Source organism: Mesorhizobium koreense, assembly GCF_031656215.1.
GTDB lineage: Bacteria > Pseudomonadota > Alphaproteobacteria > Rhizobiales > Rhizobiaceae > Mesorhizobium_L > Mesorhizobium_L koreense.
The window spans coordinates 3,377,290-3,402,836 of sequence record NZ_CP134228.1; the positions used below are offsets into that span (position 1 = coordinate 3,377,290).

Annotated in this window: 25 protein-coding genes and 1 tRNA gene; 17 read left to right on the plus strand and 9 right to left on the minus strand. The window is 63.1% G+C overall.

The window, feature by feature from the left end:
* Window positions 1-35: 35 nt before the first annotated feature.
* Window positions 36-1,346, plus strand: coding sequence for an adenylosuccinate lyase (gene purB, locus RBH77_RS16100; RefSeq protein WP_311028600.1), 1,311 nt, complete (start codon window positions 36-38; stop codon window positions 1,344-1,346).
* Between the two features lie 105 nt (window positions 1,347-1,451).
* On the plus strand, window positions 1,452-1,835 hold the full coding sequence (locus tag RBH77_RS16105) for a hypothetical protein (RefSeq protein ID WP_311028601.1): 384 nt from the start codon (window positions 1,452-1,454) through the stop codon (window positions 1,833-1,835).
* 19 nt (window positions 1,836-1,854) lie between these two features.
* On the opposite strand, the gene RBH77_RS16110 is transcribed toward RBH77_RS16105, so the two are convergent.
* A complete protein-coding gene (locus tag RBH77_RS16110; RefSeq protein ID WP_311028602.1) occupies window positions 1,855-2,670 on the minus strand; it encodes a VOC family protein in 816 nt (271 codons plus the stop codon).
* Window positions 2,671-2,825: 155 nt separating this feature from the next.
* Here RBH77_RS16110 and RBH77_RS16115 point away from each other — a divergent pair, with 155 nt between their 5' ends.
* A complete protein-coding gene (locus RBH77_RS16115; RefSeq protein ID WP_311032575.1) occupies window positions 2,826-3,374 on the plus strand; it encodes an RBBP9/YdeN family alpha/beta hydrolase in 549 nt (182 codons plus the stop codon).
* Between the two features lie 102 nt (window positions 3,375-3,476).
* Entirely contained in the window at window positions 3,477-4,247 is a 771-nt protein-coding gene (locus RBH77_RS16120) for an MBL fold metallo-hydrolase (protein ID WP_311028603.1), read from the plus strand.
* 109 nt (window positions 4,248-4,356) lie between these two features.
* Here the strand turns inward: RBH77_RS16120 and RBH77_RS16125 are convergent, their stop codons facing one another.
* Complete coding sequence (locus RBH77_RS16125; RefSeq protein WP_311028604.1) at window positions 4,357-5,133, minus strand: HpcH/HpaI aldolase family protein; 777 nt, start codon at window positions 5,131-5,133, stop codon at window positions 4,357-4,359.
* A 106-nt stretch (window positions 5,134-5,239) separates the two neighbouring features.
* Window positions 5,240-5,566, minus strand: coding sequence for a DUF1476 domain-containing protein (locus RBH77_RS16130; RefSeq protein WP_311028605.1), 327 nt, complete (start codon window positions 5,564-5,566; stop codon window positions 5,240-5,242).
* A gap of 256 nt (window positions 5,567-5,822) precedes the next feature.
* Between RBH77_RS16130 and purC the strand changes: the two genes are divergently transcribed.
* The 3 genes from purC (at window position 5,823) to RBH77_RS16145 (ending at window position 7,315) form a co-directional block, all read left to right on the plus strand.
* On the plus strand, window positions 5,823-6,617 hold the full coding sequence (gene purC / locus RBH77_RS16135) for a phosphoribosylaminoimidazolesuccinocarboxamide synthase (protein WP_311028606.1): 795 nt from the start codon (window positions 5,823-5,825) through the stop codon (window positions 6,615-6,617).
* Window positions 6,618-6,813: 196 nt separating this feature from the next.
* The gene (gene purS / locus RBH77_RS16140; RefSeq protein ID WP_311032577.1) at window positions 6,814-7,056 is read left to right on the plus strand and encodes a phosphoribosylformylglycinamidine synthase subunit PurS; all 243 of its coding nucleotides are present in this window, start codon (window positions 6,814-6,816) and stop codon (window positions 7,054-7,056) included.
* Between the two features lie 183 nt (window positions 7,057-7,239).
* Window positions 7,240-7,315, plus strand: a tRNA-Glu gene (locus tag RBH77_RS16145).
* A gap of 100 nt (window positions 7,316-7,415) precedes the next feature.
* Here RBH77_RS16145 and RBH77_RS16150 read toward each other — a convergent pair.
* Complete coding sequence (locus RBH77_RS16150) at window positions 7,416-8,588, minus strand: porin (protein WP_311028607.1); 1,173 nt, start codon at window positions 8,586-8,588, stop codon at window positions 7,416-7,418.
* A 353-nt stretch (window positions 8,589-8,941) separates the two neighbouring features.
* Complete coding sequence (locus RBH77_RS16155) at window positions 8,942-9,139, minus strand: hypothetical protein (RefSeq protein WP_311028608.1); 198 nt, start codon at window positions 9,137-9,139, stop codon at window positions 8,942-8,944.
* 312 nt (window positions 9,140-9,451) lie between these two features.
* Here RBH77_RS16155 and topA point away from each other — a divergent pair, with 312 nt between their 5' ends.
* The 7 genes from topA to RBH77_RS16190 all read left to right on the plus strand — a co-directional run bounded on the left by topA (window position 9,452) and on the right by RBH77_RS16190 (window position 17,305).
* Entirely contained in the window at window positions 9,452-12,010 is a 2,559-nt protein-coding gene (topA, locus tag RBH77_RS16160) for a type I DNA topoisomerase (RefSeq protein ID WP_311028609.1), read from the plus strand.
* A gap of 7 nt (window positions 12,011-12,017) precedes the next feature.
* The gene (gene rnr / locus RBH77_RS16165; protein ID WP_371832788.1) at window positions 12,018-14,333 is read left to right on the plus strand and encodes a ribonuclease R; all 2,316 of its coding nucleotides are present in this window, start codon (window positions 12,018-12,020) and stop codon (window positions 14,331-14,333) included.
* A gap of 2 nt (window positions 14,334-14,335) precedes the next feature.
* Window positions 14,336-14,770 (plus strand): DUF983 domain-containing protein, encoded by a 435-nt coding sequence (locus RBH77_RS16170; protein WP_311028610.1) that lies wholly within the window; start codon window positions 14,336-14,338, stop codon window positions 14,768-14,770.
* A 24-nt stretch (window positions 14,771-14,794) separates the two neighbouring features.
* Complete coding sequence (locus tag RBH77_RS16175) at window positions 14,795-15,535, plus strand: NUDIX hydrolase (protein ID WP_311028611.1); 741 nt, start codon at window positions 14,795-14,797, stop codon at window positions 15,533-15,535.
* A gap of 27 nt (window positions 15,536-15,562) precedes the next feature.
* A complete protein-coding gene (locus RBH77_RS16180; protein ID WP_311028612.1) occupies window positions 15,563-16,744 on the plus strand; it encodes an MFS transporter in 1,182 nt (393 codons plus the stop codon).
* Window positions 16,745-16,853: 109 nt separating this feature from the next.
* Complete coding sequence (gene rpmG, locus RBH77_RS16185; RefSeq protein ID WP_311028613.1) at window positions 16,854-17,021, plus strand: 50S ribosomal protein L33; 168 nt, start codon at window positions 16,854-16,856, stop codon at window positions 17,019-17,021.
* 116 nt (window positions 17,022-17,137) lie between these two features.
* On the plus strand, window positions 17,138-17,305 hold the full coding sequence (locus RBH77_RS16190) for a hypothetical protein (protein ID WP_311028614.1): 168 nt from the start codon (window positions 17,138-17,140) through the stop codon (window positions 17,303-17,305).
* Between the two features lie 65 nt (window positions 17,306-17,370).
* Here the strand turns inward: RBH77_RS16190 and RBH77_RS16195 are convergent, their stop codons facing one another.
* Window positions 17,371-18,816 (minus strand): DEAD/DEAH box helicase, encoded by a 1,446-nt coding sequence (locus tag RBH77_RS16195; RefSeq protein WP_311032579.1) that lies wholly within the window; start codon window positions 18,814-18,816, stop codon window positions 17,371-17,373.
* Between the two features lie 368 nt (window positions 18,817-19,184).
* On the opposite strand from RBH77_RS16195, the gene RBH77_RS16200 reads away from it, so the two are divergent.
* Window positions 19,185-19,412, plus strand: coding sequence for a hypothetical protein (locus RBH77_RS16200; protein ID WP_311028615.1), 228 nt, complete (start codon window positions 19,185-19,187; stop codon window positions 19,410-19,412).
* Between the two features lie 4 nt (window positions 19,413-19,416).
* Here RBH77_RS16200 and RBH77_RS16205 read toward each other — a convergent pair whose 3' ends face one another.
* From RBH77_RS16205 to ade, 3 genes are read right to left on the minus strand one after another with little or no spacing between them, the layout of a single operon-like run.
* The gene (locus RBH77_RS16205; protein ID WP_311028616.1) at window positions 19,417-19,965 is read right to left on the minus strand and encodes a DUF1697 domain-containing protein; all 549 of its coding nucleotides are present in this window, start codon (window positions 19,963-19,965) and stop codon (window positions 19,417-19,419) included.
* Window positions 19,962-21,212, minus strand: a complete 1,251-nt coding sequence (gene ilvA, locus RBH77_RS16210) for a threonine ammonia-lyase IlvA (protein WP_311028617.1) — start codon at window positions 21,210-21,212, stop codon at window positions 19,962-19,964. The genes RBH77_RS16205 and ilvA overlap by 4 nt, the downstream gene beginning before the upstream one ends.
* A gap of 16 nt (window positions 21,213-21,228) precedes the next feature.
* Window positions 21,229-23,040, minus strand: coding sequence for an adenine deaminase (gene ade / locus RBH77_RS16215; RefSeq protein WP_311028618.1), 1,812 nt, complete (start codon window positions 23,038-23,040; stop codon window positions 21,229-21,231).
* Between the two features lie 200 nt (window positions 23,041-23,240).
* On the opposite strand from ade, the gene RBH77_RS16220 reads away from it, so the two are divergent.
* Entirely contained in the window at window positions 23,241-24,533 is a 1,293-nt protein-coding gene (locus RBH77_RS16220; RefSeq protein WP_311028620.1) for an ATP-grasp domain-containing protein, read from the plus strand.
* A gap of 81 nt (window positions 24,534-24,614) precedes the next feature.
* Window positions 24,615-25,442, plus strand: a complete 828-nt coding sequence (gene map, locus RBH77_RS16225; protein WP_311032580.1) for a type I methionyl aminopeptidase — start codon at window positions 24,615-24,617, stop codon at window positions 25,440-25,442.
* Window positions 25,443-25,547: the final 105 nt, after the last annotated feature.

Here is a 25,547-nt window from a genome sequence, read left to right on the forward strand (position 1 = left end):
CATCCTCAAGCCGCCATCCGGAAAGGCCGCCCCTCATGATTCCCCGCTATTCCCGACCGGAAATGGTCGCCATCTGGTCGCCTGAAACCCGCTTCCGCATTTGGTTCGAGATCGAGGCGCATGCCTGCGATGCACTCGCCGAATTGGGAGTCATCCCGAAGGAAGCGGCGAAGACGATATGGGAAAAGGGCGGCAAGGCAAAATTCGACGTAGCCCGCATCGACGAGATCGAGCGCGAGACGAAGCACGACGTCATCGCCTTTCTGACGCATCTGGCCGAATTCGTGGGACCCGACGCACGCTTCATCCATCAGGGCATGACCTCGTCGGACGTGCTCGACACCTGTTTGTCGGTGCAACTCGCCCGTGCGAGCGACATCTTGCTCGTCGATCTCGACGCGCTGCTTGCGGCGCTCAAGAAACGCGCCTTCGAGCACAAGGATACGGTTACCATCGGCCGCAGCCACGGCATCCATGCCGAGCCGACTACCTTCGGCGTCAAGCTGGCGCAGGCTTATGCGGAATTCTCCCGCGGCCGCGAGCGGCTGGTGCGGGCGCGGGAAGAAATCGCGACCTGCGCCATCTCCGGCGCGATCGGCACCTTCGCCAATATCGACCCCTATGTCGAAGAGCATGTGGCGAAGAAGCTCGGCCTGAAGCCGGAGCCGGTCTCCACGCAGGTGATCCCGCGCGACCGCCACGCCATGTTCTTCACGACGCTCGGCGTCATCGCTTCCTCTATCGAGCGGTTGGCCACGGAAATCCGCCATCTGCAGCGGACCGAAGTACTGGAGGCGGAAGAATATTTCTCACCCGGCCAGAAGGGTTCTTCGGCGATGCCACACAAGCGCAATCCGGTCTTGAGCGAAAACCTGACCGGCCTTTCGCGCATGGTGCGCGCCTACGCGCTGCCGGCAATGGAGGACGTAGCGCTCTGGCACGAGCGCGACATCTCGCATTCCTCGGTCGAGCGGATGATCGGGCCGGACGCGACGGTGACGCTCGATTTTGCGCTGGTGCGGCTGACCGGCCTCATCGAGAAACTCGTCGTCTATCCCGAAAACATGCTCGCCAACCTGAACAAGTTCCGCGGGCTGGTGCACTCGCAGCGTGTGCTTCTGGCCCTGACGCAGGCGGGCGTCAGCCGCGAGGACGCCTACCGTCTGGTGCAGCGAAACGCCATGAAGGTCTGGCAGGAAGGCAAGGATTTCCTCGAGGAACTGCTGGCCGACAAGGAAGTTCGAGCGGCGCTGTCGGAAGAGGAAATCCGCGACAAGTTCGACCTTGGCTACCACACCAAGCATGTCGATACGATCTTCAGGCGGGTGTTCGGATCAGCGGCATAAAGCAGGTGCGTGGACGGCAATCCCTATACCGGCAAATTTAGCCAAAACCGTAACGCGGAATTGAATCGGAGTTGCGATAATCAAGGCCTTACCGATGGAGGCATCATGTTTCGTAGCTTGACGACCGCCGCCGCGATGGCCTGCACCGCCATGTTCCCAGCATTCGCGCAGGATTTGATGGCCAACCGGCAAATAATGCGCCCAGGCCAGACAAGCACTGTCCAGTCAACTTTCAATTCGACCACCGCGCTGGACGAAACCAGCGATGTCACAGCCCAGCAAATCGGATCGCTGCGTAATTTCTACAAGATCGCGGCCGCTAGTTGTGCCGAGGTCCTCGCAACCGTGGCCGACCAATGCGAAATCTCGCGGATCACGACCTCCGTCAACATAATGGAGAGGGGGACCAGAGGGCGGCACCTGTCCGTCAACGGCACTGTCGTCATGAACGTGGAATTTAAGAAGCCGGGCGGCACAACCAGCCCGTGAGCCTCCCTGGTGGGTGCCTTCAACCCGCCGGCACAACCCTCACCTCCGTTCCCCACGGATCGGAAAGCGTTTTTTCGGTCTTGGCATCCTTCGACACCAGTTCCACCCATGCCAGGCCCGTCCGGTCAGGATCGCGGCGGCCGGCGCCAGCGCTATGCCATGAATTGGCGCCGATATGGTGGTGGTAGCCGCCCGTCGAAAGGAAGACGGCTGCATCGCCGTAATGTGCAACCGCATCGAAGCCGAGCTTTTCACGCCACCAGCGCTCCGCATCCGCCGGGTTGCCGACCCGAAGATGGACATGGCCGACAATGCTGCTTTCCGGCGCTCCTTTCCAGCCGGCATCATTCTTGCCGATTTCACTGACCAGATCCGGGATATCCAGACGCACCGTGCCCATGTCGACCGACGAGCTGTTCCACTTCCACTGCTCATGCGGACGGTCAGCATAGATCTCTATCCCATTTCCTTCCGGATCGGTGAGATAGAGCGCTTCGCTTACAAAATGGTCGGAAGCACCGTCGATCGGTATCTTCTTTTCCATCGCGTAGCGCACCCAGCGTGCGAGATCGGCGCGGGTCGGCAAAAGGAAAGCCGTATGGAACAGGCCGGCGCTCCGTGGATCGTCGGGTTTGGCATTGAGTGACGCCTCGATTTCAAGCAACGGTCGGCCGCCGGCCCCAAGAGTGATACGGCCAGGCGCGCGGGCGATCTCGGCGAGGCCGACGACCTCCTTGTAAAATTTGGCCAGCGCATCCCCATCGCGCGCCGTGAGCGCAACGCGCGAGACGCTGATCGGCGCCGATGCGGCAAAAGGCAAACTGTCCCGAGTCACAACTGCATCTCCTTCGACACCGGTCTACCCGGCTTTCCAGGAAGATCGGTCGGACCGCGTGCGTCGGCAAGTCCCGGGACAGCGAACAGGCCGTTCATCAAAGCCGCCGTGAAGGCGGCGTTGCGCTTGTCGCGCGGCCAGCCTACATGCGCGCCATGAAGGTAAAAGATGCAGAGATATTGTTCGTTTCCGGCTTCAAGGATTCCGGACCGGAGCATTGGATGAGCCGCTGGTGCGAGCGGCTTTCAACGGGTCGGCGTGTCGACCAGGCGGAATGGAACAAGCCCGTCCGCGAGAACTGGGTGCAAACGCTTGCCGAGACGGTGAACAGCGCCGAAAGGCCAGCCGTGATCGTGGCGCATTCGCTCGGCGTCGCAACGGCGGTCCAGGCTCTCGATAAATTCGAGAAGCCTGTCGCCGGCGCGTTTTTCGTGGCTCCGCCCGACGTGGCCAACGCTTCCATCCGGCCGCGCCATCTGCAGACCTTCGGGCCTTACCCGCGCGATCCCCTGCCCTTCCCGTCCGTCACCATCGCCAGCCGCAACGATCCGTTCTGCGCATTCGAGACGGCCGAAGACATCGCCGCAGCATGGGGGTCGCTTTTCATCGATGCCGGCGAAGCGGGCCACATCGACGACGCGGCCGGCTATGGGCCGTGGCCGGAAGGCTCAATGGCCTTCGCGAGTTTCCTGTCGCGTCTGTAGTCGGGCTGGCCGCTTCTCAACGCTCCGTGGAGCCATTGTCCCTCCCATCGCAACACCTATCTTTGATCGTTCAAAGCCGCAATCTTCAGAAGAGCACAGCTGATGTCCGATCTCACCCTGACGCTAATCGGCGGCCCGACCGCGCTTATCGAAATCGGCGGATTCCGGCTCCTGACCGACCCGACCTTCGATCAGCCGGGCGAATACGATCTGCCTCACGTAAAGCTCGTGAAGACGGCAGGACCTGCCGTTGCGCCGGGCCAGATCGGAACGGTCGACGCGGTGCTCCTCAGTCATGACCAGCATTCCGACAATCTCGACAATTCGGGGCGTGTGTTCCTTAAGAGTGCGGAGCGCGTGCTAACGACCAAGGCTGGCGCCTCACGCCTTGGCGGCCACGCGGAAGGGCTTGAACCGTGGGCAAGCGCAAGCCTGACGAAGCCGGATGGCAGCCAGCTTGCCGTCACCGCGACGCCGGCGCGCCACGGACCGGCAGGGATCGAGCCGCTTTCCGGCGACGTCATCGGTTTCGTGCTGGAAGGGATGGCGAAACGAGCGATCTACATCACCGGCGATACCGTCTGGTACGATGGTGTTGCCGAGGTCGCACGGCGGTTCGATGTCGGACTGGTCATGCCGTTTGCCGGTTCGGCGCAGACGCGCGGGCCGTTCCACCTGACCATGGACGTGAACGACGTAATCGAGACCGCCCACGCCTTCCCGGATGCGCTGGTGGTGCCGCTCCATTATGACGGCTGGCAACATTTCCGCCAGAGCGGCGACGACCTCCGGCATTCCTTCGCCACGCTCGGCTTCGGCGAAAGGCTGCGTTTGCTCGCGCCCGGCCGGCCGACCGGGATCGTGCTCGACTGATCAGCCCTCCGCGATATTGGCTTCGGAGACCGCGCCGAGCGCCGTCCACTTGCATATCCTACGGACCATGGCCGGAAGGCCGCGCGGATCAACCTGTTTCCCGCCTGAATTACTTCTTCATCGAAGCGCGCGCCCGGCCGATCAGGTCGTTAGCACCGAGCGCCATGTAGGTGTTCTCGTTGCCGAGCGCGATGAGGCGATACCCCATGTCGGCATAGCGTCCGGAAATAGCCGGGTCTACAGCGAAGATGGCCGTCAGTTTGCCGGCATCAAGCGCCCGTCTGGCGATACGCTCGATCGCCGGCATCATGTCTTCGAGCGAAGTGTCGATCTGATCGCCGTTCGTCCAGGCGATCGAGAAATCGCCGGGACCAACGAAGATGGCGTCGATGCCCGGCACGGCGAGAATATCGTCCACCGCGTCGAGTGCCTGACGCGTCTCGATCATGGCAAAGGAGATCGTATCGGCGTTGGAATTCTTCAGCCATGCCTTGAAGTCAGGCGTCTTCTGGCGCCGCGGCAGGCCGAAGGTCGGCCCCCAGGAACGCTCGCCCAGCGGTGGATATTTCATCGCGGCGGCAAAACGGCGCGCGTCATCCGCCGAGTTGATCATCGGCGCGATGATCGCCTCCGCCCCGAAATCAAGCGCGCGGGACGCCATGTCGAAGCGGCCGACCGGAATGCGCACCACCGCATGCTTTTCCGCATTGAGGATCGGCAGGACGCCGCGCGCGACGCTATCCTCGTGATGTGCGCCATGCTGCATGTCGAGGGTCACCACGTCAAAGCCGGTCCGGGCCACCGTCTCGATCGTTATCGAGTCGGGAATACCGGACCAGGCGGTGAAGAGGGTTTCGCCTGCCCTAAGGCGCGCAGCAAGTGTCATGACAGTATCCATCTGGTTGAATGCCGGTTCATTCAATCAGATGCATGGGCCAGCCGGAAGACCGTGGCCCAACAAAAAGGCCCCGAACGCTCCCGGTTATCCGCGATCAGGAACGCGACGCTTCGATCTGGCTGACAGCCTCGGCCATGAGGTCGACCAGACGGAGTTGCAACTCGCCGTCGGAGAGCGAGATGCCTGCGCCGTCGAGATCGGCCCGGACCTTGCGGATAACATCCTGATCGCCGGCTTCGGCGAGATCGGCGATGACGACGCTCTTTGCATAAGCCTCGGCATCGGCGCCGCTCTTGCCGAGTTTCTCCGCGATCCAGAGTCCGAACAGCTTGTTGCGCCGCGCAGTCGCCTTGAAGCGGAGTTCCTCATCGAACGCGAATTTCCGTTCGAAGCCTTTTTGCCGGTCATCCATGCTGGTCATGATGGTCCCTCCGCGACAGAAACGATTTGTCGCCCCTATATGGGCGTTCATTGCAGAAATCAAAATGGCGCCAACGGGTCAAGATGCCGCAACGGTGCGCGCCTACGCCTTCTTAAATCGGTTGATGGGTCCTATTGCCAATTGAGCCGGAACCGCTATTGCGATAGAGACCGGCATTGAACAGCCACCAACGGCCGCAGCCGCGCCGTCTTCCGCCGGTTTGGCATGCTCGGCCGCAAACCCAGAGAAACGATCCATGAACCGTCGCCGCCGCATCTACGAAGGCAAGGCCAAGGTCCTTTACGAGGGGCCGGAGCCGGGCACGCTCGTCCAGTTCTTCAAGGACGACGCCACCGCCTTCAACAAGAAGAAGCACGAGATCGTGGACGGCAAGGGTGTGCTCAACAACCGCATATCCGAGTACATCTTCAACCATCTTAACCGGATGGGCATCCCGACCCATTTCATCCGCCGCCTCAACATGCGCGAGCAGTTGATCAAGGAAGTCGAGATCATCCCGCTCGAAGTGGTGGTGAGGAACATCGCGGCGGGCTCGCTCGCCAAGCGGCTCGGCATCGAGGAAGGCACGGTGCTGCCGCGCTCGATCATCGAATTCTACTACAAGGCCGATCAGCTTGACGATCCGATGGTGTCGGAAGAGCACATCACCGCCTTCGGCTGGGCTTCGCCGCAGGAGATTGACGACGTGATGGCGCTTGCCATCCGCGTCAACGACTTCCTGTCTGGCCTCTTCCTCGGCGTCGGCATCCAGTTGGTGGATTTCAAGATCGAATGCGGGCGGCTCTATGAAGGCGACATGATGCGTATCGTGGTCGCCGACGAGATTTCGCCGGATTCGTGCCGCCTGTGGGACGTGGTGACGCAGGACAAGCTCGACAAGGACCGATTCCGCCGCGACATGGGCGGACTGGTCGAGGCTTATCAGGAGGTCGCGCGCCGACTCGGCATCATGAACGAGAACGAGCCGCCCCGCCCTGCTGGCCCGGTATTGGTGTCCTCCTCGCCGAACGGTCGCGGCAAGCCGCACTGAGTGTTCAGGCGGTGCGTCCTTCGAGGCTCGCTATGCTCGCACCTCAGGATGAGGGCCGTTTGTGCAATTCAGGCGTGAAATCCAAGGCGCACGCCTGCCTTTCCAGATCGACCGGAATACAGCCTTCCTCATCCTGAGGCGCGAGCATAGCGAGCCTCGAAGGACGCACGAACAATACAGCGAGAACCAGCCAGCCATGATCAAGGCCCGCGTGACCGTCACCCTCAAATCCGGCGTGCTCGACCCGCAGGGAAAGGCGATCGAGCATGCGCTTTCCGGGCTCGGCTTCGCCGGCGTCGATCAGGTGCGGCAGGGTAAGGTTTTCGACCTGGAGCTAGCCGGTTCCGACAGGATCAAGACGGAAGCCGACCTCAAGGCCATGTGCGAAAAGCTGCTCGCCAACACGGTGATCGAGGATTACGCCATAGTGCTTGCCTGAGGCTGCGCAAGGCGGCTAATCGCCGAAGTGTCGGACGCGCCGATATCCGGGCTCCTGAAACGCTTCATGACGCTATATCCACAGCAGTCGGCGTCGCGAGAAAGAGGCGGCGCGAAAAATGTGCCGGCGCACGCGCAATGGGGTTGCCGCCCACGGAGCGGCCCTCTATAAGCCGCCTGCCGAGCGCCCATCGTCTAGCGGTCTAGGACGCCGCCCTTTCACGGCGGAAACACGGGTTCGAGTCCCGTTGGGCGTACCAGCCATCCAATGCTCCTGCGACATTCTTCCGACAGCATCCAAATAAGCCGGACGCGACGATCGAATGACCGCCGCGTCTCAGTGTCCCGGAACAAGTCCGATCAGAAGTAGCGCGTGAAGCGCAGGAAGCCCGAGGCGGTTCCGTCTAGGTGCTCGGCCTTTGTGTAGACGATTTCCGGACGAACCTCGAAGTTCTTGACCGGGGTCCATACGGCCGAGATCTCAGCCGCCCAGGCCGACGTGCCGTTTACGGTGTCGTCGCCGCCGGCAATGTAAGCATCGCCGAAGTACTGACCCGACACGATCAAGCCGAGGTCCGGGGTCGCCTGGTAGATGAGTGAGGCGAGGACGGACCACTCGGGCTGACCGAGATCGACACCAGCCGGATGGGCGGCATTGGTCAGGGTGTAGCCGACGAGCGGGCTGTCCGGACCGTACTCGCTGTCCGAGCCGTTGTAGGTACCGATGACCTTGAGGGCCGATCCGGGCATCGACGGGATGTTGAACAGAGCCGAACCCGACAGCGCCCAGCCGGCATCGCCGCCGACCGCGAGACCTGTGCGATCGTGATCGTAGGCACCCGTCAAAGCAACCGCGCCCCAGGCCGCGCCGTAGCCGATGCGACCGACGACATTCGGCATGTAGTTGAGTTCGTCTTCCGGATCTTCCAGCGCGATCAAGCCATAAAAGCCGGTCTTGTCACCGAACTCGTAACGGATCTGCGCGCGTTGATGATCGCCGTAGTAGAGGCCACCCCAGGAGAAGGAGCCGTCATTCAGCGTCGAGTTGTTGAACTGGTAGAACCACGCGCTCTCGCCATAGCCCGCGGCAAACCCGCCAAGTTGCACCCATGCCTGGTCGATGCCGACAGGGCCGTCACCGAACTTCGACTGCTGGTCCCAGGACGCCTGCAGGCGCATCCAGCCGCGCAGTGTGCCCCACTCGGTCTCCGAACGCGCATCGAAGTTGATGCGAACACGCGAGCCGGTCTGCCAACCCGTGTGGTTCTGGAAAGCATCGTCATTGTAGTAGTAGCCCGGCGTGTCGTTGGCATCCTGACGGCTGGTGGCGCCGACCTGGAACCAGACATAGCCATTGATGGACAGGCAGGTTTCGGTGCCCGGGATATAGAAGAAGCCGGCGCCGTAGGCGTCGCACACCCTCACGTAATCCACGGGTTCCGGTTCAGGGGCCATCACCGCGTCCGCGGCGCGTGCGCCGGAGACAGCGAGGAGGGCCGCTGCGGAGCCGAGGATAAGGCTCTTGATTTTCATTTGTGGTCTCCAATCGAAGTTGGCGGATCAGCACGTCTTATGCTGAAGCCCTGTATTCCCCACCCAAATTCGAGAAAGAGACTCGCTTTCGTGCCCTTCTCCGAACATACCGTTACGCAAAGCGCAAAGAGATTTCCTGTTCAACCCGCCTCGACGGTTCGGCGTCGCTCAGCGGGTTCCTATCGTCAGCTTGTGTTGCAGCGCAGCAACGCTCTCGACCATGGCGCAAATCTCGTGCTCGAATCTTGAGCAGAAAGACAGGATCGGTTCAGCCGACAGGAAGTAAGGCAGGACGCCGTTGATTCGCGAATTCCCGCGCGGGGAGCGTATGCAGCATACGGCGACCACGAAAATCAGGCAGCGCTATTCCGCACCTGATCGCGCACCCGCGCCGGGCGCTCGCCGCGGATGATGTCGCTCACCTCGACATAGGCCATCTCGATCAGATAGGTGAGCATGTCGCAGCGCTCCGCTTCCGCCATGGTGCGCATCTGGCCCAGCATGCTTTGCATGTAATCGAGTGTCTCGGTTCGCCGCTTGTTAAAAGCCATGATCTCCACCCGCCGATGCGGCGGACAGCCTAAGGCAGGGCTCGGCAAAGCCCCGAGAGGAGGGCATCGCCGAAGCTGAGCACCGCATCCATATACTTTTAGTTGTATTCTACCTATAATCTCAACCTACCATCTATTGCTAGGATTGCAATCCTATTTTCGTCAACCACAGGTTGGTGCAAGGCTGCCTGCCGCGCTCGAATTGCATGTCGCCTCTTGACCGGACGGCAAAGCGCGGCCATGTGCAGGGCGGATTTTCAACCGCTTGCGCCGCTGGTTTTCTTATATCCGCGGCGAGAAACCTGACAACTCATGGACGTCGTCGTCGTCGAATCGCCCGCCAAGGCGAAAACGATCAACAAATATCTCGGTCGGGACTATAAGGTCCTGGCGTCCTTCGGCCATGTGCGCGATCTGCCGGCGAAGGATGGCTCGGTGCGCCCGGACGAGGATTTCGCCATGTCCTGGGCGGTGGACGGCAAGGCATCCAAGCGGCTGGCCGACATCGTCAAGGCGTTGAAGGATGCGGACGGGCTGATCCTCGCTACCGACCCGGATCGTGAGGGCGAGGCCATATCCTGGCATGTGCTCGAAGTGCTGCGGCAGAAACGCGCCTTGAAGGACAAGCCGGTCAGGCGCGTCGTCTTCAACGCCATCACCAAGAATTCCGTGCTCGACGCAATGGCGCACCCGCGCGACATCGATGCGCCACTTGTCGACGCCTATCTGGCGCGTCGCGCGCTCGATTACCTCGTCGGCTTCACTCTCTCGCCGGTCCTGTGGCGCAAGCTGCCGGGCGCGCGCTCGGCGGGCCGTGTGCAATCCGTGGCGCTGCGCCTCGTCTGCGACCGCGAGGCCGAGATCGAGCGTTTCGTCCGCGAGGACTACTGGCAGATCGCCGCCATGCTTGCCACGCCGCGCAGCCAGGAATTCGAGGCCCGGCTTACCGTCTATGACGGCAAGAAGCTGCAAAAGCTCGACATAAAGTCTTCCGAGCAAGCCTCTGAAATCAAGACGATGCTCGACGGCGCGACTTTCAAGGCGACCTCCGTCGAGGCTAAACCCACCAAGCGCAACCCGGGCCCGCCCTTCACCACCTCGACGCTGCAGCAGGCAGCATCGTCCCGTCTCGGCTTCTCGGCGAACCGCACGATGCAGATCGCCCAGAGGCTCTATGAGGGCGTCGATCTGGGCGGTGAGACGGCCGGTCTCATCACCTATATGCGTACCGACGGCGTGCAGATGGCGCCGGAGGCGATCAGCGCCGCGCGCAGCGTGATCGGCAAGGAATTCGGCGAGAAATATCTGCCGGAAAAGCCGCGCTACTATTCCGCGAAGGCGAAGAACGCGCAGGAAGCGCACGAGGCGATCCGCCCGACCGACTTTTCGCGCACGCCGGCTTCCGTCAGGCAGTATCTCGATGCCGACCAGGCGCGGCTCTATGACATCGTCTGGAAGCGCGCCATCGCCAGCCAGATGCAGCCGGCCGACATCGAACGCACGACCGTCGAGATCGAAGCCCGTAACGGCGCCAGGGTAGCCGGGCTGCGCGCGGTCGGTTCGGTCACGCGCTTCGATGGCTTTCTCGCTGCCTACGCTGACCAGCGCGAGGAGGATACGGAGGACGAGGAGAACCGGCGGCTGCCGGAAATCCGGGCGGACGAGGCGCTCAATCGCCGCTCCGTCACCGCGACCGCGCACACCACCGAGCCGCCGCCGCGCTATTCGGAAGCCTCGCTCATCCGCAAGATGGAGGAACTCGGTATCGGCCGGCCTTCCACCTACGCCTCGACGCTGAAGACGCTGGAGGATCGCGGTTATGTCACGATCGAGAAGCGTCGGCTGATGCCCGAGGCGAAGGGCCGGCTGGTGACGGCGTTCCTCGAAAACTTCTTCGAGCGCTACGTCGAATATGATTTCACTGCCTCGCTGGAGGAGCAGCTTGACGAGATCTCCGACGGCAAGCTCGAATGGAAGGACGTGCTGCGCGATTTCTGGAAGCAATTTTCCGCTTCGGTCGACGATATCAAGGAATTGCGCGTCTCCGACGTGCTGGACGCGCTGAACGAGGCGCTGGCCCCGCTGGTCTTCCCGGCCAAGGAAGACGGCTCCGACCCGCGCGCCTGCCCGAAATGCGGCAACGGCCAATTATCACTGAAGCTCGGCCGCTATGGCGCCTTCGTCGGCTGCTCGAACTATCCCGAATGCGGCTATACGCGCCAGCTCGGCGTCGAGGCGAACGGCAATGGCGCGGACGCCGTGAATGGCGACGAGCCCCGCGCGCTCGGCACCGATCCCTATACCGGCGAGGAGATCACGCTCCGTTCCGGTCGCTTCGGCCCCTATGTGCAGCGCGGCGACGGCAAGGAGGCCAAGCGCGCCAGCCTGCCGAAGGGCTGGTCGGTCGAGACGATCGACCATGAGAAGGCCCTGGCACTGCTCTCGCTGCCGCGCGATGTCGGCAAGCATCCGGAAACCGGCAAGATGATCTCCGCCGGCATCGGACGCTATGGGCCGTTCGTTCTGCACGACGGCACCTACGCCAATCTGGACTCGGTCGAGGATGTGTTCTCCATCGGGCTCAACCGGGCGGTTTCGCTGATCGCGGAAAAGAAGGCCAAGGGACCGGGCGGACGCGCGACGCCGGCGGCGCTGAAAGACCTCGGCGACCACCCGGACGGCGGCGGCAAGATCACCGTGCGCGACGGCCGTTACGGGCCCTACGTCAACTGGGGCAAGGTCAACGCCACCCTGCCGAAAGGCAAGGAGCCGATGTCGGTGACGGTCGAGGAAGCGCTGGAACTGATCGCGGCGAAGGCCGGCAAGACCGGCGGCGGCAAGAAGAAGCCGGCACGGAAGAAGAAGAGCTGAGGAAGATTTGGCGCGCAGGATCACCGGCGGCGGGAAAAGCGGCGCGGGACGCCCGGCGGGGCCGGCAGCGGTAAAGAACAAGGCTGCCTATCGCCCTACCCGCGAGGAACTTGTCCGGTTCATCGCCGACAATCCGGACCGCTCCGGCCGCCGCGACATCGCCAAGGCCTTCGGTCTGAAGAACGACGACCGCATCTGGCTGAAGGACACGCTCCGGGAACTCGAGGATGAGGGCCTGCTAGAAAGCCGTCGCAAGCGTCTTTCCACGCCAGGCTCCCTGCCGAGCATGGCGCTCCTCGATATCTTCTCCCGCGATCCCGACGGCGCATTGTTGGCGCGCCCGGCCGAAACCGAAGGACAGCAGAACCTCGCGCCGACAGTAGTCGCGCTACGCACGCCGCGCGGCGCGAAAACGCCGGTCGCCGGCGTCGGCGACCGCGTGCTTGCCCGTATCTTTCCCTCCCGCGAGAAGGACGGCCCCGCCTATACCGCACGGGTGGTCAGGCTCATCGACAAGCGCCGTGACGCGGTTCTTGGCGTCCTGCGCGAGATAGCGGACAGCGGCTTCCGCATCGAGCCGGTCGAGCGGCGGCAGGCGGAACTTATCGTCGACAGGGAATATCTGAACGGCGCAAAGGCGGGCGATCTCGTCGAGGTCGAGCCTTCATCCTCCGGTCGCTACGGCCTGAAACGCGGCAAAGTGATCACCGTTCTCGGATCGCTGGCCAGTGAGAAGGCGGTCTCGATGATCGCAATCCACGCACATGGCATCCCGCATATCTTCCCGCCGGAGGTCCTGGCCGAGGCGGAAGCCGCGAAGCCTGCCACGATGAAAGGCCGCGAGGACTGGCGGAGCGTACCGCTAGTCACTATCGACCCTTCAGACGCTAAGGATCATGACGACGCGGTCTTCGCCGAACCCGATCCGGACGAGAAGAACCCCGGCGGCGTCATCGCCACGGTCGCCATCGCCGATGTCGCCTCCTATGTGCGTGCCGGCAGCGTGCTGGATCAGGAAGCGCTGAAGCGCGGCAATTCGGTCTATTTTCCGGACCGGGTCGTGCCAATGCTGCCCGAGCGCATCTCCAACGACCTCTGCTCGCTGCGTGAGAACGAGGACCGCCCTGCCCTTGCCGTCCGGATGATTTTCTCGGCCGACGGCCGCAAGCTCAGGCACTCTTTCCACCGCGTCATGATGCGCTCACACGCGAAGCTCGCCTATAGCCAGGCGCAGGCCGCGATCGACGATGCGCCGGACGAGAAGACGAAGCCGATCCTCGACACTATCCTCCGGCCTCTTTGGGACGCCTACAAGGTGTTACACCGGGGCCGCCTCGCCCGCCAGCCGCTCGAACTCGACTTGCCGGAGCGCAAGATCCTGCTCACAGCCGACGGCACCGTCGACCGCGTAGTGGTGCCGGAGCGGCTCGATGCGCACAAGCTGATCGAGGAGTTCATGATCCAGGCCAATGTCGCTGCGGCGGAGACGCTGGAGGCGAAGCGGCAGGCGCTGGTCTACCGCATCCACGACCAGCCCTCGCTCGCCAAGCAGGAGGGATTGCGTGAATTCCTGCAGTCGATCGGCATTTCGCTCGCGCGCGGCGCCCAGTTGCGGCCCGGACAGTTCAACAACATCCTCGAACGGGTTGCCGGCGCCGACAACGAGGCGCTGGTCAATGAGGTGGTACTGCGCTCGCAGAGCCAGGCGGAATATTCGCCCGACAATATCGGACATTTCGGCCTCAACCTTCGGCGCTACGCGCATTTCACCTCGCCCATCCGCCGGTACGCGGATCTGATCGTGCACCGCGCGCTGATCGCCGCGCTCGGCCTCGGCAATGACGGATTGACACCGGACGAGGAAGCTCGGCTCGAGGAGATTTCCGCGCTCATTTCGGCTTCCGAGCGTCGGGCGATGGCCGCCGAGCGCGACACGGTCGACCGCCTGGTCGCCGGCTATCTCGCCGGACGCCAGGGCGACAATTTCGACGCCCGCATTTCCGGTGTGACGAAAGCCGGGCTCTTCGTGCGCCTGCCTCAATTTGGCGCAGACGGCTTCATCCCCATTTCAACGCTCGGCGACGACTATTATATCTTCGACGAGGCTTCCCACATGCTTCGAGGGCAGCGCACCGGCAGGGGTTATCGCCTTGCCGATGCCGTCGAGGTGAGGCTGGTGGAAGTCGCGCCGCTCGCCGGGGCGATGCGGTTCGAGATGCTGAGCGAGCCCCGGCCGCTAGAAGGATCCGGCCGGTCCTTCCACAAGGCGAAGCGGCGCGAGCGGAACAAAAGCCCGACGCGGCGCGCCGGCAGGCGGAGATGACGATGCAAGAACAGGTTTTCGGCGGGGAACTGCAATCTGGCAGGCCGGCACGTCCGCTTTGGGACGCGATGCTGCGCGGATTCCTCGGCCGCTGCCCGAGTTGCGGCGAAGGCCGGCTTTTCCGATCCTTCGTCAAGACGGTCGACCGTTGCGAACATTGCGGCGAGGAAATCCATCACCACCGGGCCGACGATTTCCCGGCCTATCTCGTGGTGGTGATCGTCGGGCATATCACGCTGGGCGGCTTCCTCGCGGTCGAAGTGATGGCCGAATTGCCGATGTGGGTGCATATGGTCATCTGGATACCGCTGACCATCGCGCTGGCGCTTGCACTGCTCAGGCCCATAAAAGGGGCTATCGTTGGCCTGCAATGGGCGCTTTACATGCACGGCTTTGGTGGCGAGGATGACATCATAGAGTCACATCCCGAGTTGTAACTTCTCGGGTCTGAGAGGTTCACCATGGACGGGATGACGCGCACCGAGGTCGACAACGCCGAATCGAAGGATTTCGCCCTCGGCAAGGGGCCGCTCCGCCCGCGTGACGCCGCGACGCTCATCCTCCTCGACAAATCGAGTGCCGGTGTGAAGGTGCTGATGGGCCGACGCCACCGCAGCCATGCTTTCATGCCGGGGAAATTCGTCTTCCCGGGCGGCCGCACCGACCCCGCCGACAGCCGCATCGCGGCCGCGAACGAACTTCACGCTGGCGAGGTCATGAAGCTTACCGGGTCGTTGCGCCCGGTTTCAGCCGTACGGGCTCGCGCCATTGCCATGTCGGCCATCCGCGAGACCTACGAGGAGGCCGGCCTGCTGATCGGCACGCATGGAACCTTTGCGACCAGAGCATCCGGCTGGCAGGGCTTCGTTGAACACAACGTGCAGCCTTCGCTGGAACGGCTTCGTCTGGTAGCGCGCGCCATCACTCCGCCCGGCCGCGTGCGCCGCTTCGACACGCGCTTCCTTGCGGCGTGGCGGAGCGATGTCGCGGTGGCGCTTCCGGACGGCGGCCCCACGAACGAACTGGAAGAACTCGTCTGGCTGCCGCTCGGCGAAGCGAAGGAAGGCGATATTCCAAACATCACGCGCACCATACTGGGCGAATTGGAAACCCGGCTCGCAGCCGATCCGGACTTGCGGCCCGGCGGCACCGTTCCCTTCTATCGGATGCTGCACAACCGCTTCCAGCGCGAACTTCTCTGACCTTTCAGCGCTGCGGGGACAGCCGCGATGACGGAGACGGCAGCGGCGCACGGTGACTCGGCGATCAGGTGGCTGGCGGTGTCGGCGGCGATTGCTTCGATCAGCGCAGTCGGCATCGCGATCGGGCTTGGCATGCCGCTTCTCAGCGTCATTCTGGAAAATCGGGGCTATTCCGCCACGGTGATCGGCGCCAACACGGCAGTTGCCGGCCTTGCGTCCATTGCCGCCGCTCCCATCACGACGCCGCTTGCCACACGCTTCGGCGTGGTCCCGACCATGCTCGTCATGATCGTGGCGGGTGCGTTCGCCTTCATCGGCTTCTATTTCGCTCCGGCCTTCTGGATGTGGTTTCCGCTGCGCGCCATTCTGCACACAGCGCTGACCGTGCTTTTCATTCTCTCGGAATTCTGGATCAACACGTCGGCTCCGCCGCACCGGCGCGGACTGGTGCTCGGCGTCTATGCGACCGTGCTTTCGCTCGGCTTCGCCTTCGGACCATGGTTGTTCGCGCGCGTCGGCAGCGACGGCTTCCTGCCCTTCGGCATCGCCTTTGCGCTGGTGATCGCGGCGGCTCTCCCCGTCCTTGCCGCCTGGCGCCAAAGCCCGGCAATGCACGGTGAAGGGCACGGCCAGGGCTTCTGGCGTTATCTTTTGCTGGTACCCACGGCGACCGCGGCCGTGCTCGTCTTCGGAGCGGTGGAGACGGGGGGCTTCGCCCTCTTCCCGGTCTACGGCAGCCGTATCGGTTATTCGGAGGCGGATGCGGCGCTGCTCCTCACAGTGGTCGGGCTCGGCAACGTTATCCTGCAGATCCCGCTCGGGCTCGTCAGCGACCGCATCCACGACCGCAGGCTGCTACTCGCCGGTTGCGCGGTGATCGGCCTCGCCGGCATGATTGTGCTTCCCTTCATCTCGGCGAATTGGATGGCAACCGCGGCAATGCTGTTCGTATGGGGCGGCGTCGTGGCCGGCCTCTACACGATCGGGCTTGCCCATCTCGGCTCGAAATTGTCCGGCCGCGATCTCGCCTCGGCGAATGCCGCTTTCGTATTCTGCTATGGTCTCGGCATGCTTGCCGGACCACAGGCGATCGGCATCGGCATGGATCGGCTCGGACCGAACGGCTTCGCCATCACGCTGGCGGTTTTCTTCGCGCTCTACATCGTCCTTGTCGGCTCCAGAATATCGGCGGCCCCCGTTCGGCGGTGACTTCCACTCTTGACTTTACAGCGACACCGTTTATGTGTCCGGCCTGATTTCCGTGGTGGGCAACAGCCCTGCCGATGCGGCGCATCTCTCCAATCGACGGACCAACAACATGGCGAAAGCTGCAAACATCAAGATCAAGCTGCTCTCTTCCGCGGACACGGGTTATTTCTACGTGACCAGCAAGAACAGCCGCACCAAGACCGAAAAGATGGTGATGAAGAAATACGACCCGATCGCGCGCAAGCACGTCGAGTTCAAGGAAACCAAGATCAAGTAATCCGGTTTTGACGCCGAATGCTGGAACGCCGCCCATCGGGCGGCGTTTTCGTTTGAGGCCGTAAACGGGGCTTCCAGCGCTTCGCTTCCGCGTCCCCTACCCTGCAGGCTCTGGAAATGGCGGGCTGTCTGCTACCGTTCGTTCTGCTGATCGTCGGCGGATTTGTCGGGTCCGTGTTCGGCGGTCACACCGGCGCCTACCTTGGGGCCGCATCCGGCCTGTTTGTGGGCGTCGTGGCGATGGCGGCATTGATCGGGATAATTGCGCTGGCGAAGCAGAGATAACCGCCTCGCCAGTTTGTCATGCCTCGCTCGACAGAGACGACACGCCCCGACGAACGAGGCGCGCCTTACGCTGCGTTCGATGCCTGCCGACGGAAATTGCCGCGGCGTTTGCGGTTGCGGAAGGGCTTCTTCGCCGCCGGCTTGTCCATGAGTTGCCTCGGCAAAGCGTGGCGGTTCTCGCCACCGCTCTCCTCATGCGGCCGGCCTGCCGGCTTTCCATGAGGCCCCTTGCGGCCCGGCTTATGGGCCGGACGCGACCGGTTCGGCCGATGATCCTGCTCGCGTTGGCCGGCACCCTCTGCCCTTGCCGGCTTCTCGCGCGGCTGCGGCGCCGGGTCGGGCTGGTCGAGATGCGATGCCGTGACCGGCAGGCGCATGCGGATGATCCGCTCGACCTGCCTGAGTTTGGAGGTTTCCGCCGGGTCGCACAGCGAGATCGCGATGCCGTCGGCGCCGTTGCGGCCGGTGCGGCCGATGCGGTGCACATAGCTCTCCGCCTCGTCCGGCAGATCGTAATTCACCACATGCGTGATGCCCGGCACGTCGATGCCGCGCGCGGCGATGTCGGTCGCGACAAGGATGCGCACGGAGCCGTCACGAAAGCCGTTCAGCGCCCGCTGGCGGGCATTCTGCGACTTGTTGCCGTGGATGACGGCGGCAGAAAACCCGTCCCGCTCCAGATTGCGTGTCACTATGTCGGCGCCATGCTTGGTCCGCGCGAAGATGAGAACGGGCCCCATGGCCTGGTCGGCGAGCATGCCGGCGAGGATACCGCGCTTCTGACGCGTACGCGCCATGACGACGCTCTGGGCGATCTCGCTGGCGGTGGTGCTCTGCGGCGCGGCCTCGACGCGGACGGGGTCCTTCAGAAGGCTGCCGGCCAGGGCCTCGATCTCCGCCGGCATGGTGGCGGAAAAGAGCGAGGTCTGGCGATCCCTGTGCGTCGCCTTCACCAGTCGCTTCACGTCCGGAAGGAAGCCCATATCGAGCATCCTGTCGGCCTCGTCGAGCACCAGGAAGCGCGTCTCGGCAAGGCTGACGTCTTTCTCGCGTACGAGATCGACCAGCCGGCCGGGTGTCGCCACCAGCACGTCGACGCCCATATGCAAGCGCTTTACCTGGCCGCCGCGCGAGACGCCGCCGAGCACCAGCGCGGTCGACAGATGCAGGCCCTTCGCCAGATCACGGAAGACCTCCTCGATCTGCACGGCAAGCTCACGGGTCGGCGCGAGGATCAACGCGCGCGCCGTGCGCGGCAGCCGCCTTGTGCCGAGCGCCACGATTTTCGACAGGATCGGCAGCGCGAAGGCGGCCGTCTTGCCCGAACCGGTCTGGGCAAGGCCGAGCACGTCACGGCCGGCGAGATAGGGGGGAATGGCGAGCGTCTGGATCGGCTTCGGGTGTTCGAAGCCGACGCGGGTGGCCGCGGCAAGCAGCGTGCCGCTTATGCCGAGCTGGGCAAAGCCAGAGATTTCGGTAGTGGAATTCGTATTCGTGTTCTCGTTCAAAATAATCTTCTTTCGGCGGCGTTTCCGCCGCATGCATGAAGCGCCGCGGGGCGCAACCCGCGCGCAAAACTGTTTGATGAAACGACAAGGCGGCGGGCACATTCGCCCACGCGGCTGCGCTGTCGTGCCCACGAATCTCGTGGGGCTCTTTCGCCACTCGCCGTCAATCGGAAAGGGAGAAAACAGACGCAACCAAGTCCCAAGGAAGGGGAAAGCCGGAAGCCGGCCCAAGCGCCCATGGCGGGGCATATGGGGCTATTCGCTGGAAAGTGCAACCGGAATTATTGTGCAATGCAAAAAAAACACGCCGTGTCGAAATGGTGGACCGAGACCCATTCCTGCCTATTTCCATGTTATCCATGGAGGACAATATGGGTAACTATTCAAAGCTCATCGGCTCCATCGTCGGCGGCGTGATCGGCTGGGTCGGATCGAAATACGCGCTGCCGCCGAGCCTGACATCACCCGAAATCCAAGCCGCCGCGACGCTCATATTGAGCGCCGTCGCGACCTATCTGTTCCCCGCGAATATGGCCAGCGCACCGGATACCGATACGTCAATCCCTCCCGAGCCCAAGCCCGACAAGCAGGCCCAGTGATCGGCTAGGCCCTGGCTAGGGCCTCGGCCAGTTCCCGCAGCTTTACAACCGTGTTCCAGTTCCTCGCGGTGGCGGTCACGCCGATCACCTTGTCGGTTCTGGTCGCAAGTTTCGAAGTGCCGAATCCGTCCGGCAAATGGAGGTAGAGAACCTTACCGACCAATTTGAACCGCTCGCGCCCGATTGCCAGTTCTTCCAGTTTTGCGATCCTATCGCTGGCCGGCACGCTTTCGAGAGCAAAGGCGTGCAATGTCTTGCCTTCCTTCTCGCCCTCCGGAAAGGGGTTGTTGCGGATCAGCTTTCGCCATTCGGCCAGGGAAAGGGCCAGGATTGGCTTGTCAAAGCCGAACTCCCTTTTGCAGATATCGGCGACGGCCTTCAGCATCTCCCCGCGTGGCATACCGGTTCTCAGATAGGCGTTGCCGCTGTTGATATAGGTGCCCGCGTTCTCGAAGCCGGCCTCAGCCAGCTTTTCCCGCAGCTTCGCGGTCGGGAGTTGCGTCGCACCGCCGACGCCGCGAAACAGGATAATGTAGACCGTCGCACCGCTCATATGACGAGCCCCGCGATCGTCTCGTTGTCGGTGATGTCCTGATAGGCCCAGCCAGCCTCCTCGAAGCGGCGGGCAAGGATGGCGAAATTCTTCCGGTCCTTCGTCTCGATGCCGATCAGGACCGAGCCGAAATTGCGTGCCGATTTCTTGAGATACTCGAAGCGTGCGATGTCGTCGTCCGGGCCCAGAAGCTCGAGAAAATCTCGCAATGCGCCCGGCCGTTGGGGAAAGCGGAAGACGAAATACTTCTTCAATCCCTCGAAGCGCAGCGCCCGCTCCTTCACGTCGGGCAGGCGCTCGAAGTCGAAATTGCCGCCAGAGACCACGAGCAGGATGCGCTTGCCGCGAATATCCTTTCTCGGCAGATCCTTGAGCGCATCGATCGCTAGCGCCCCCGCCGGCTCCAGCACGACGCCCTCGATATTCAGCATCTCGATCATGGTGGCGCAGAGGCGGTTTTCCGGAATGAGCTTCACCGCGTCGGCCGGAAAATCCTTCAGACGACGGAAATTCTCGCGGCCGATCTCGCCGACCGCCGCGCCGTCGACGAAATTGTCGACGCTTTCGAGTCGCATGCGCTTTCCGGCGGCGAGACTTTCGTGGAGGCTCGGCGCCCCGGCCGGCTCGGCAAAGAGGAAACCGGGCGTCCAGCCGATATCTGCCAGATAGCCCGTCACCCCGGCGGCCAACCCGCCGCCGCCGACGGGCAGCACCACAAGATCGGGATTGGCCGGTATCTGCTTGGCGAGTTCGCAGGCAACCGTCGCCTGCCCCTCGATGATGTCGCGGTGGTCAAAGGGCGGCACCATCAGCCCACCTGTTTCGGCCGCAAAGGCGCGCGCGGCGGCATAACACTCGTCGAAGAAGTCACCGGTCAGCCTGATCTCGACCTGATCGCCGCCGAACATCCTTGTCTTGTCGATCTTCTGCTGCGGTGTCGTCACCGGCATGAAGACGACGCCTTTCTTGCCGAAATGCCGGCAGACGAAGGCAAAACCCTGGGCGTGGTTGCCCGCCGAAGCGCAGACAAAGAGACCAGCGCCCTCGCCTTCCGCCAGCGCCTTGCGGAAGAAATTGAAGGCGCCGCGAATCTTGTATGAACGTACTGGCGACAAATCCTCGCGCTTCAGGAAAACATGCGCGCCGGTCTTGCGTGAGAGATAGGCGCTTTGCTGAAGCGGTGTCTCCGGGAAGAGCGCCCGCATGGCCTCGGCCGCCTGTTCGACGCGATGTGTAAATCCTGTCATGCGAAGCCGACGCCCCTCACACAAAAAGATCGACCTTCTCGAATTTCGTCACGTCGATGATACCGACATCGGAAATACGCAGTTCGGGAATGACCACCAGCGCCAGGAGCGAATGCTGCATATAGGCGTTGTTGAGCGTACAGCCCATCCGCCGCATCGCCTCGGTCAGCCTGGCCGCTTTTTCGGCGACGATTTCGGCACGTTCATCCGACATCAGGCCGGCGATTGGCATCTCGACCAGCGCGATCTGCCTGCCCTTCGAGACCATGACCACGCCGCCGCCCTTCTCGGCGAGGATGTTTGCCGCCATTGCCATATCGGCCTTGTTCGTGCCAACGACGATCATGTGGTGCGAATCGTGCGCCACCGTCGAAGCCATGGCGCAATCTTCCGAATAACCGAAGCCGGAGACGAAGCCGTTGGTGATGCCGCCGGTGCCGCGATGGCGTTCCACGACCGCGATCTGGCAGACATCAGCCGCACGGTCCATGGCGACGTGCCCGACCTCGACCGGCAGATCGGCTTCCAGCGCCCGCGTCGGCGCCTGGTTCTCGATGACGCCGATGACCCTCGCCCTGACCTCGTTCGCCCCCTCCGGCGCGGCGATGTCAAAATCGGCCACTTCCAGCTTCTTGCCGAGCCGAACGGTGTTCTTGGCCGCCGCCGGATAGGCATAGGCGGGAATGTCGGCTTCCAGCTTCCCATTCGACGCCAGCCGCACGCCGCGCCCATAGACCTCGTCCACCGCCATCTTCGGCAGGTCGGAGACGATCAGGAAATCCGCCAGCCTTCCGGGCGCGATCGAGCCCAACTCGCGCTCCAGCCTGAAATGCTGGGCGGCGTTGAGTGTTGCCATCTGGATCGCCGTGACCGGCTTCAGCCCCTGCTCGATGGCGTGGCGCACCACGCGGTCCATATGCCCGTCATGAACCAGCGTGCCGGAATGGCTGTCGTCGGTGCAGAGGATGAAATTCCGCGGATCGAGACCGCGCTCGGTCACGGCCTTGATCTGCTCGGCAACGTCGTACCAGGCGGAGCCTAGCCTCAGCATCGCCTTCATGCCCTGACGCACGCGGGCGACGGCGTCTTCGGCGCGCGTCCCCTCGTGATCGTCCTCCGGACCGCCGGCAACATAGCCATGGAACGGCAGGCCGAGGTCCGGTGAGGCATAGTGGCCGCCAACCGTACGCCCTGCCTTCACCGTCGCTGCGATCTCGCCGACCATCGTCGGATCGTTCGCCGCGACGCCGGGAAAATTCATCACCTCGCCAAGCCCGATGATGTTTTCCCATGTCATCGCCTCGGCCACGTCATCAGGCCCGAGCACGGCGCCGCCATGCTCCAGTCCCGGCGCGGACGGCACGCAGGACGGCATCTGGACGTAGACGTTGGTCGGCATGGCAAGCGCCTCGTCATGCATCAGGCGCACGCCCTCCAGCCCAAGCACATTGGCGATCTCGTGCGGATCGACGAACATCGAGGTCGTGCCGTGCGGGATGACGGCGCGGCAGAACTCCGTCACCGTCACCATGCCGGACTCGACATGCATATGCGCATCGCAGAGGCCCGGCACGAGATAGCGCCCGCCGGCGTCGACCACGCGTGTATTCTCCCCGATCGCGTGCGAGGCATCGGGGCCGCAATAGGCAAAACGGCCTTCCACAATGGCGAGGTCCGTCGCCGGGACGATCTCGCCGGAATGGACATTCACCCAGCGCCCGTTGCGCACGACGATGTCGGCTTTCCTCCGCCCCATGGCGACATCGACCAGGGTGGGCGCTACTTCCGTCCATGGTTTCGGGCGCATGCTGGCAGGCTTCGCGTTCATCGATCCGTCCCTTCGCCGTCTGTAGAGCCGGCATCGCTACTCCATAGCCGCAAATCGCCTTCGCGAACAATGCTCCCCCTACCCCAGACTCCCCCAAGGGCTCCGCGCCGAGCCAGTCCTGCGCAAGCTCCGAAGACCATCTTGCCGCCGACAGTTCTTATGGCCGGCGTCCTGTCGGGCCGCATCGCGCGGAGTCCAAAATGGAAATCAGCAAATACGATCTCGCCCTGCCTGAGACGATCGGGCTTGCGCGCCTGTTCGCCATCGGCTTCGGCGGCGGTGACTATGGCACCATTATAACGGAACTGCTCGCCCGCCTCGAACGGGACCAGGAGGATGCCGCCGCACTCTTCGATCTCGCTACGATCCTGATGCTGAACGGAAAACGGCAGGAGGGACTTGACTGCCAGCAGGATGCGCTTCGCATCAGCCGGCTGTTTCGCCAGTCCGCAACCGGAACCGCGGAGCCGCCACTAAAGCTATTGATGCTCGCCGTCCCGGGAGACTTCATGGCCAACACGCCGGTCCAGTTCCTGCTCGAAGGCGCGGGCGTCACGCTCGACACGCTCTATCTGTCGCCGGATGGGAACCTGCCCGAACTCGTTCCGCCTCACGACATATTGCTGGTCGGGATCGGCGAATCCGACGAAAGCAAGCCGATCCTCGCGTCGTTGCAGCCAGCGCTCGACCGTTGGCCGAGACCGGTCCTGAATCGGCCGGCAGACGTGCTCAAGCTGACGCGCGAGAAACTGGCGACGACGTTGTCCCCCGGACGCGGGCTCGACGTGCCGGTGACGATTCGCGTCGATCGGGCAATGCTGGACAATCTGGCCAACGAAAAGGCCGGACCCGTCGATCTCCTGGGCGAAGGCGCCTACCCGATCATCGCCCGGCCGGTCGGCTCCCACGCCGGCCACGGGTTGAGCAAGCTCGATACGCCCGCCGCCGTCGGCGCCTATCTCAGAACGCAACAAGGCGAAGATTTCTCCATCTCGCGCTTCGTCGACTATCGCGATGCCGACGGCCTTTTCCGCAAGTTCCGAATCGTGCTGATCGACGGCCGGCCCTTTCTTGCGCATGTCGCAATCGGGCGGCACTGGATGCTGCACTACCTGAATGCCGGCATGGCGGAAAGCGCTGCCAAACGCGCCGAGGAAGCCGCGCTGATGGCGGCATTCAGCGTAGGCTTCGCCGCAAGGCACCGGGAGGCACTCGCCGACATCGCCGCACTTGCTGGTCTCGAGTATTTCGCCGTCGATTGCGCCGAGACGCGGGAAGGAAAACTTCTGATCTTCGAGACGGACACCGCCATGATCGTGCACGACATGGACCCGCCCGACCTCTATCCCTACAAGCATCCGCAGATGACGAGGATATTCAAGGCGTTCCGGAAAATGCTCCGCGCCCGCATCCACCAAGCGCATGCGCGCAATACCCTGATCGCGGCATCGAGCTTGCGGAAGATGACAGGGCGAAAGCCGCTACCGGGTTAGCGCGTAACGCTAACAGGGGTTGAAGCGGGCCGCGACAAATGCCAAATCTTGGGCTGTTCGCTCCCTTTCCTTCCGGTATCCATGGTCACCTATCTCGACGCCGACACGGCCCCGCTGAAAAATACCGGCCAGATCCGCCTCTACGACGGAGCCGGTTTTGAGGGCATGCGCAAAGCCTGCGATCTGACGGCGCGGTGCCTGGACGAACTTGCCGGCATCGTCGCTCCGGGTGTGCCGACCGAGAGGATCGACCGCTTCGTCTTCGAATATGGCATGGACCACGGCGCGCTCCCCGCGACGCTTAATTATCGTGGCTACACCAAATCGGTCTGCACCTCGATCAATCACGTCGTCTGCCATGGCATCCCGGATGCAAAGCCGCTGCGCGAGGGCGACATCGTCAACATCGACGTCACCTACATCCTCGATGGCTGGCATGGCGATTCGAGCCGCATGTATCCCGTCGGCCAGATCAAGCGGGCTGCGGAACGACTTCTCGAAGTGACGCATGAATGCCTGATGCTCGGTATTGCCGCTGTCCGCCCCGGTGCGCGCACCGGCGCGATCGGCGCGGCCATCCAGGCCTATGCCGAAGGCGAACGCTGTTCGGTGGTGCGCGATTTCTGCGGCCACGGCGTCGGCCGCCTTTTCCACGACGCACCGAACATCCTGCACTATGGCAGTCCCAACGAGGGGGTGGAGATGCGCGAAGGCATGATCTTCACGATCGAGCCGATGATCAATCTCGGCCGTCCGCATGTGAAGGTGCTGTCCGACGGCTGGACCGCTGTGACGCGCGACCGTTCGCTCTCGGCGCAATATGAGCACACGGTGGGCGTGACGAAAGACGGGTGCGAAATCTTCACGCTTTCGCCGGCGGGCCTCGACCGGCCCGGCCTCGGCAACTAAGGCGTGTCGCGATCTTTCAGATTCTCTCCATACGCTTTAGATTCTTGATTTTACGCATGTCTTTATCCCGAAACCGGTTCCCACTTTCGGGAGACATGCTTTAAG

Coding starts and splice junctions, on each gene's coding strand:
- purB (WP_311028600.1), top strand. CDS start 36: ATGATTCCCCGCTATTCCCGACCGGAAATGGTCGCCATCTGGTCGCCT.
- RBH77_RS16105 (WP_311028601.1), top strand. CDS start 1,452: ATGTTTCGTAGCTTGACGACCGCCGCCGCGATGGCCTGCACCGCCATG.
- RBH77_RS16115 (WP_311032575.1), top strand. CDS start 2,826: ATGAAGGTAAAAGATGCAGAGATATTGTTCGTTTCCGGCTTCAAGGAT.
- RBH77_RS16120 (WP_311028603.1), top strand. CDS start 3,477: ATGTCCGATCTCACCCTGACGCTAATCGGCGGCCCGACCGCGCTTATC.
- RBH77_RS16125 (WP_311028604.1), bottom strand. CDS start 5,133: ATGACACTTGCTGCGCGCCTTAGGGCAGGCGAAACCCTCTTCACCGCC.
- RBH77_RS16130 (WP_311028605.1), bottom strand. CDS start 5,566: ATGACCAGCATGGATGACCGGCAAAAAGGCTTCGAACGGAAATTCGCG.
- purC (WP_311028606.1), top strand. CDS start 5,823: ATGAACCGTCGCCGCCGCATCTACGAAGGCAAGGCCAAGGTCCTTTAC.
- purS (WP_311032577.1), top strand. CDS start 6,814: ATGATCAAGGCCCGCGTGACCGTCACCCTCAAATCCGGCGTGCTCGAC.
- RBH77_RS16150 (WP_311028607.1), bottom strand. CDS start 8,588: ATGAAAATCAAGAGCCTTATCCTCGGCTCCGCAGCGGCCCTCCTCGCT.
- RBH77_RS16155 (WP_311028608.1), bottom strand. CDS start 9,139: ATGGCTTTTAACAAGCGGCGAACCGAGACACTCGATTACATGCAAAGC.
- topA (WP_311028609.1), top strand. CDS start 9,452: ATGGACGTCGTCGTCGTCGAATCGCCCGCCAAGGCGAAAACGATCAAC.
- RBH77_RS16170 (WP_311028610.1), top strand. CDS start 14,336: ATGCAAGAACAGGTTTTCGGCGGGGAACTGCAATCTGGCAGGCCGGCA.
- RBH77_RS16175 (WP_311028611.1), top strand. CDS start 14,795: ATGGACGGGATGACGCGCACCGAGGTCGACAACGCCGAATCGAAGGAT.
- RBH77_RS16180 (WP_311028612.1), top strand. CDS start 15,563: ATGACGGAGACGGCAGCGGCGCACGGTGACTCGGCGATCAGGTGGCTG.
- rpmG (WP_311028613.1), top strand. CDS start 16,854: ATGGCGAAAGCTGCAAACATCAAGATCAAGCTGCTCTCTTCCGCGGAC.
- RBH77_RS16190 (WP_311028614.1), top strand. CDS start 17,138: ATGGCGGGCTGTCTGCTACCGTTCGTTCTGCTGATCGTCGGCGGATTT.
- RBH77_RS16200 (WP_311028615.1), top strand. CDS start 19,185: ATGGGTAACTATTCAAAGCTCATCGGCTCCATCGTCGGCGGCGTGATC.
- RBH77_RS16205 (WP_311028616.1), bottom strand. CDS start 19,965: ATGAGCGGTGCGACGGTCTACATTATCCTGTTTCGCGGCGTCGGCGGT.
- ilvA (WP_311028617.1), bottom strand. CDS start 21,212: ATGACAGGATTTACACATCGCGTCGAACAGGCGGCCGAGGCCATGCGG.
- ade (WP_311028618.1), bottom strand. CDS start 23,040: ATGAACGCGAAGCCTGCCAGCATGCGCCCGAAACCATGGACGGAAGTA.
- RBH77_RS16220 (WP_311028620.1), top strand. CDS start 23,241: ATGGAAATCAGCAAATACGATCTCGCCCTGCCTGAGACGATCGGGCTT.
- map (WP_311032580.1), top strand. CDS start 24,615: ATGGTCACCTATCTCGACGCCGACACGGCCCCGCTGAAAAATACCGGC.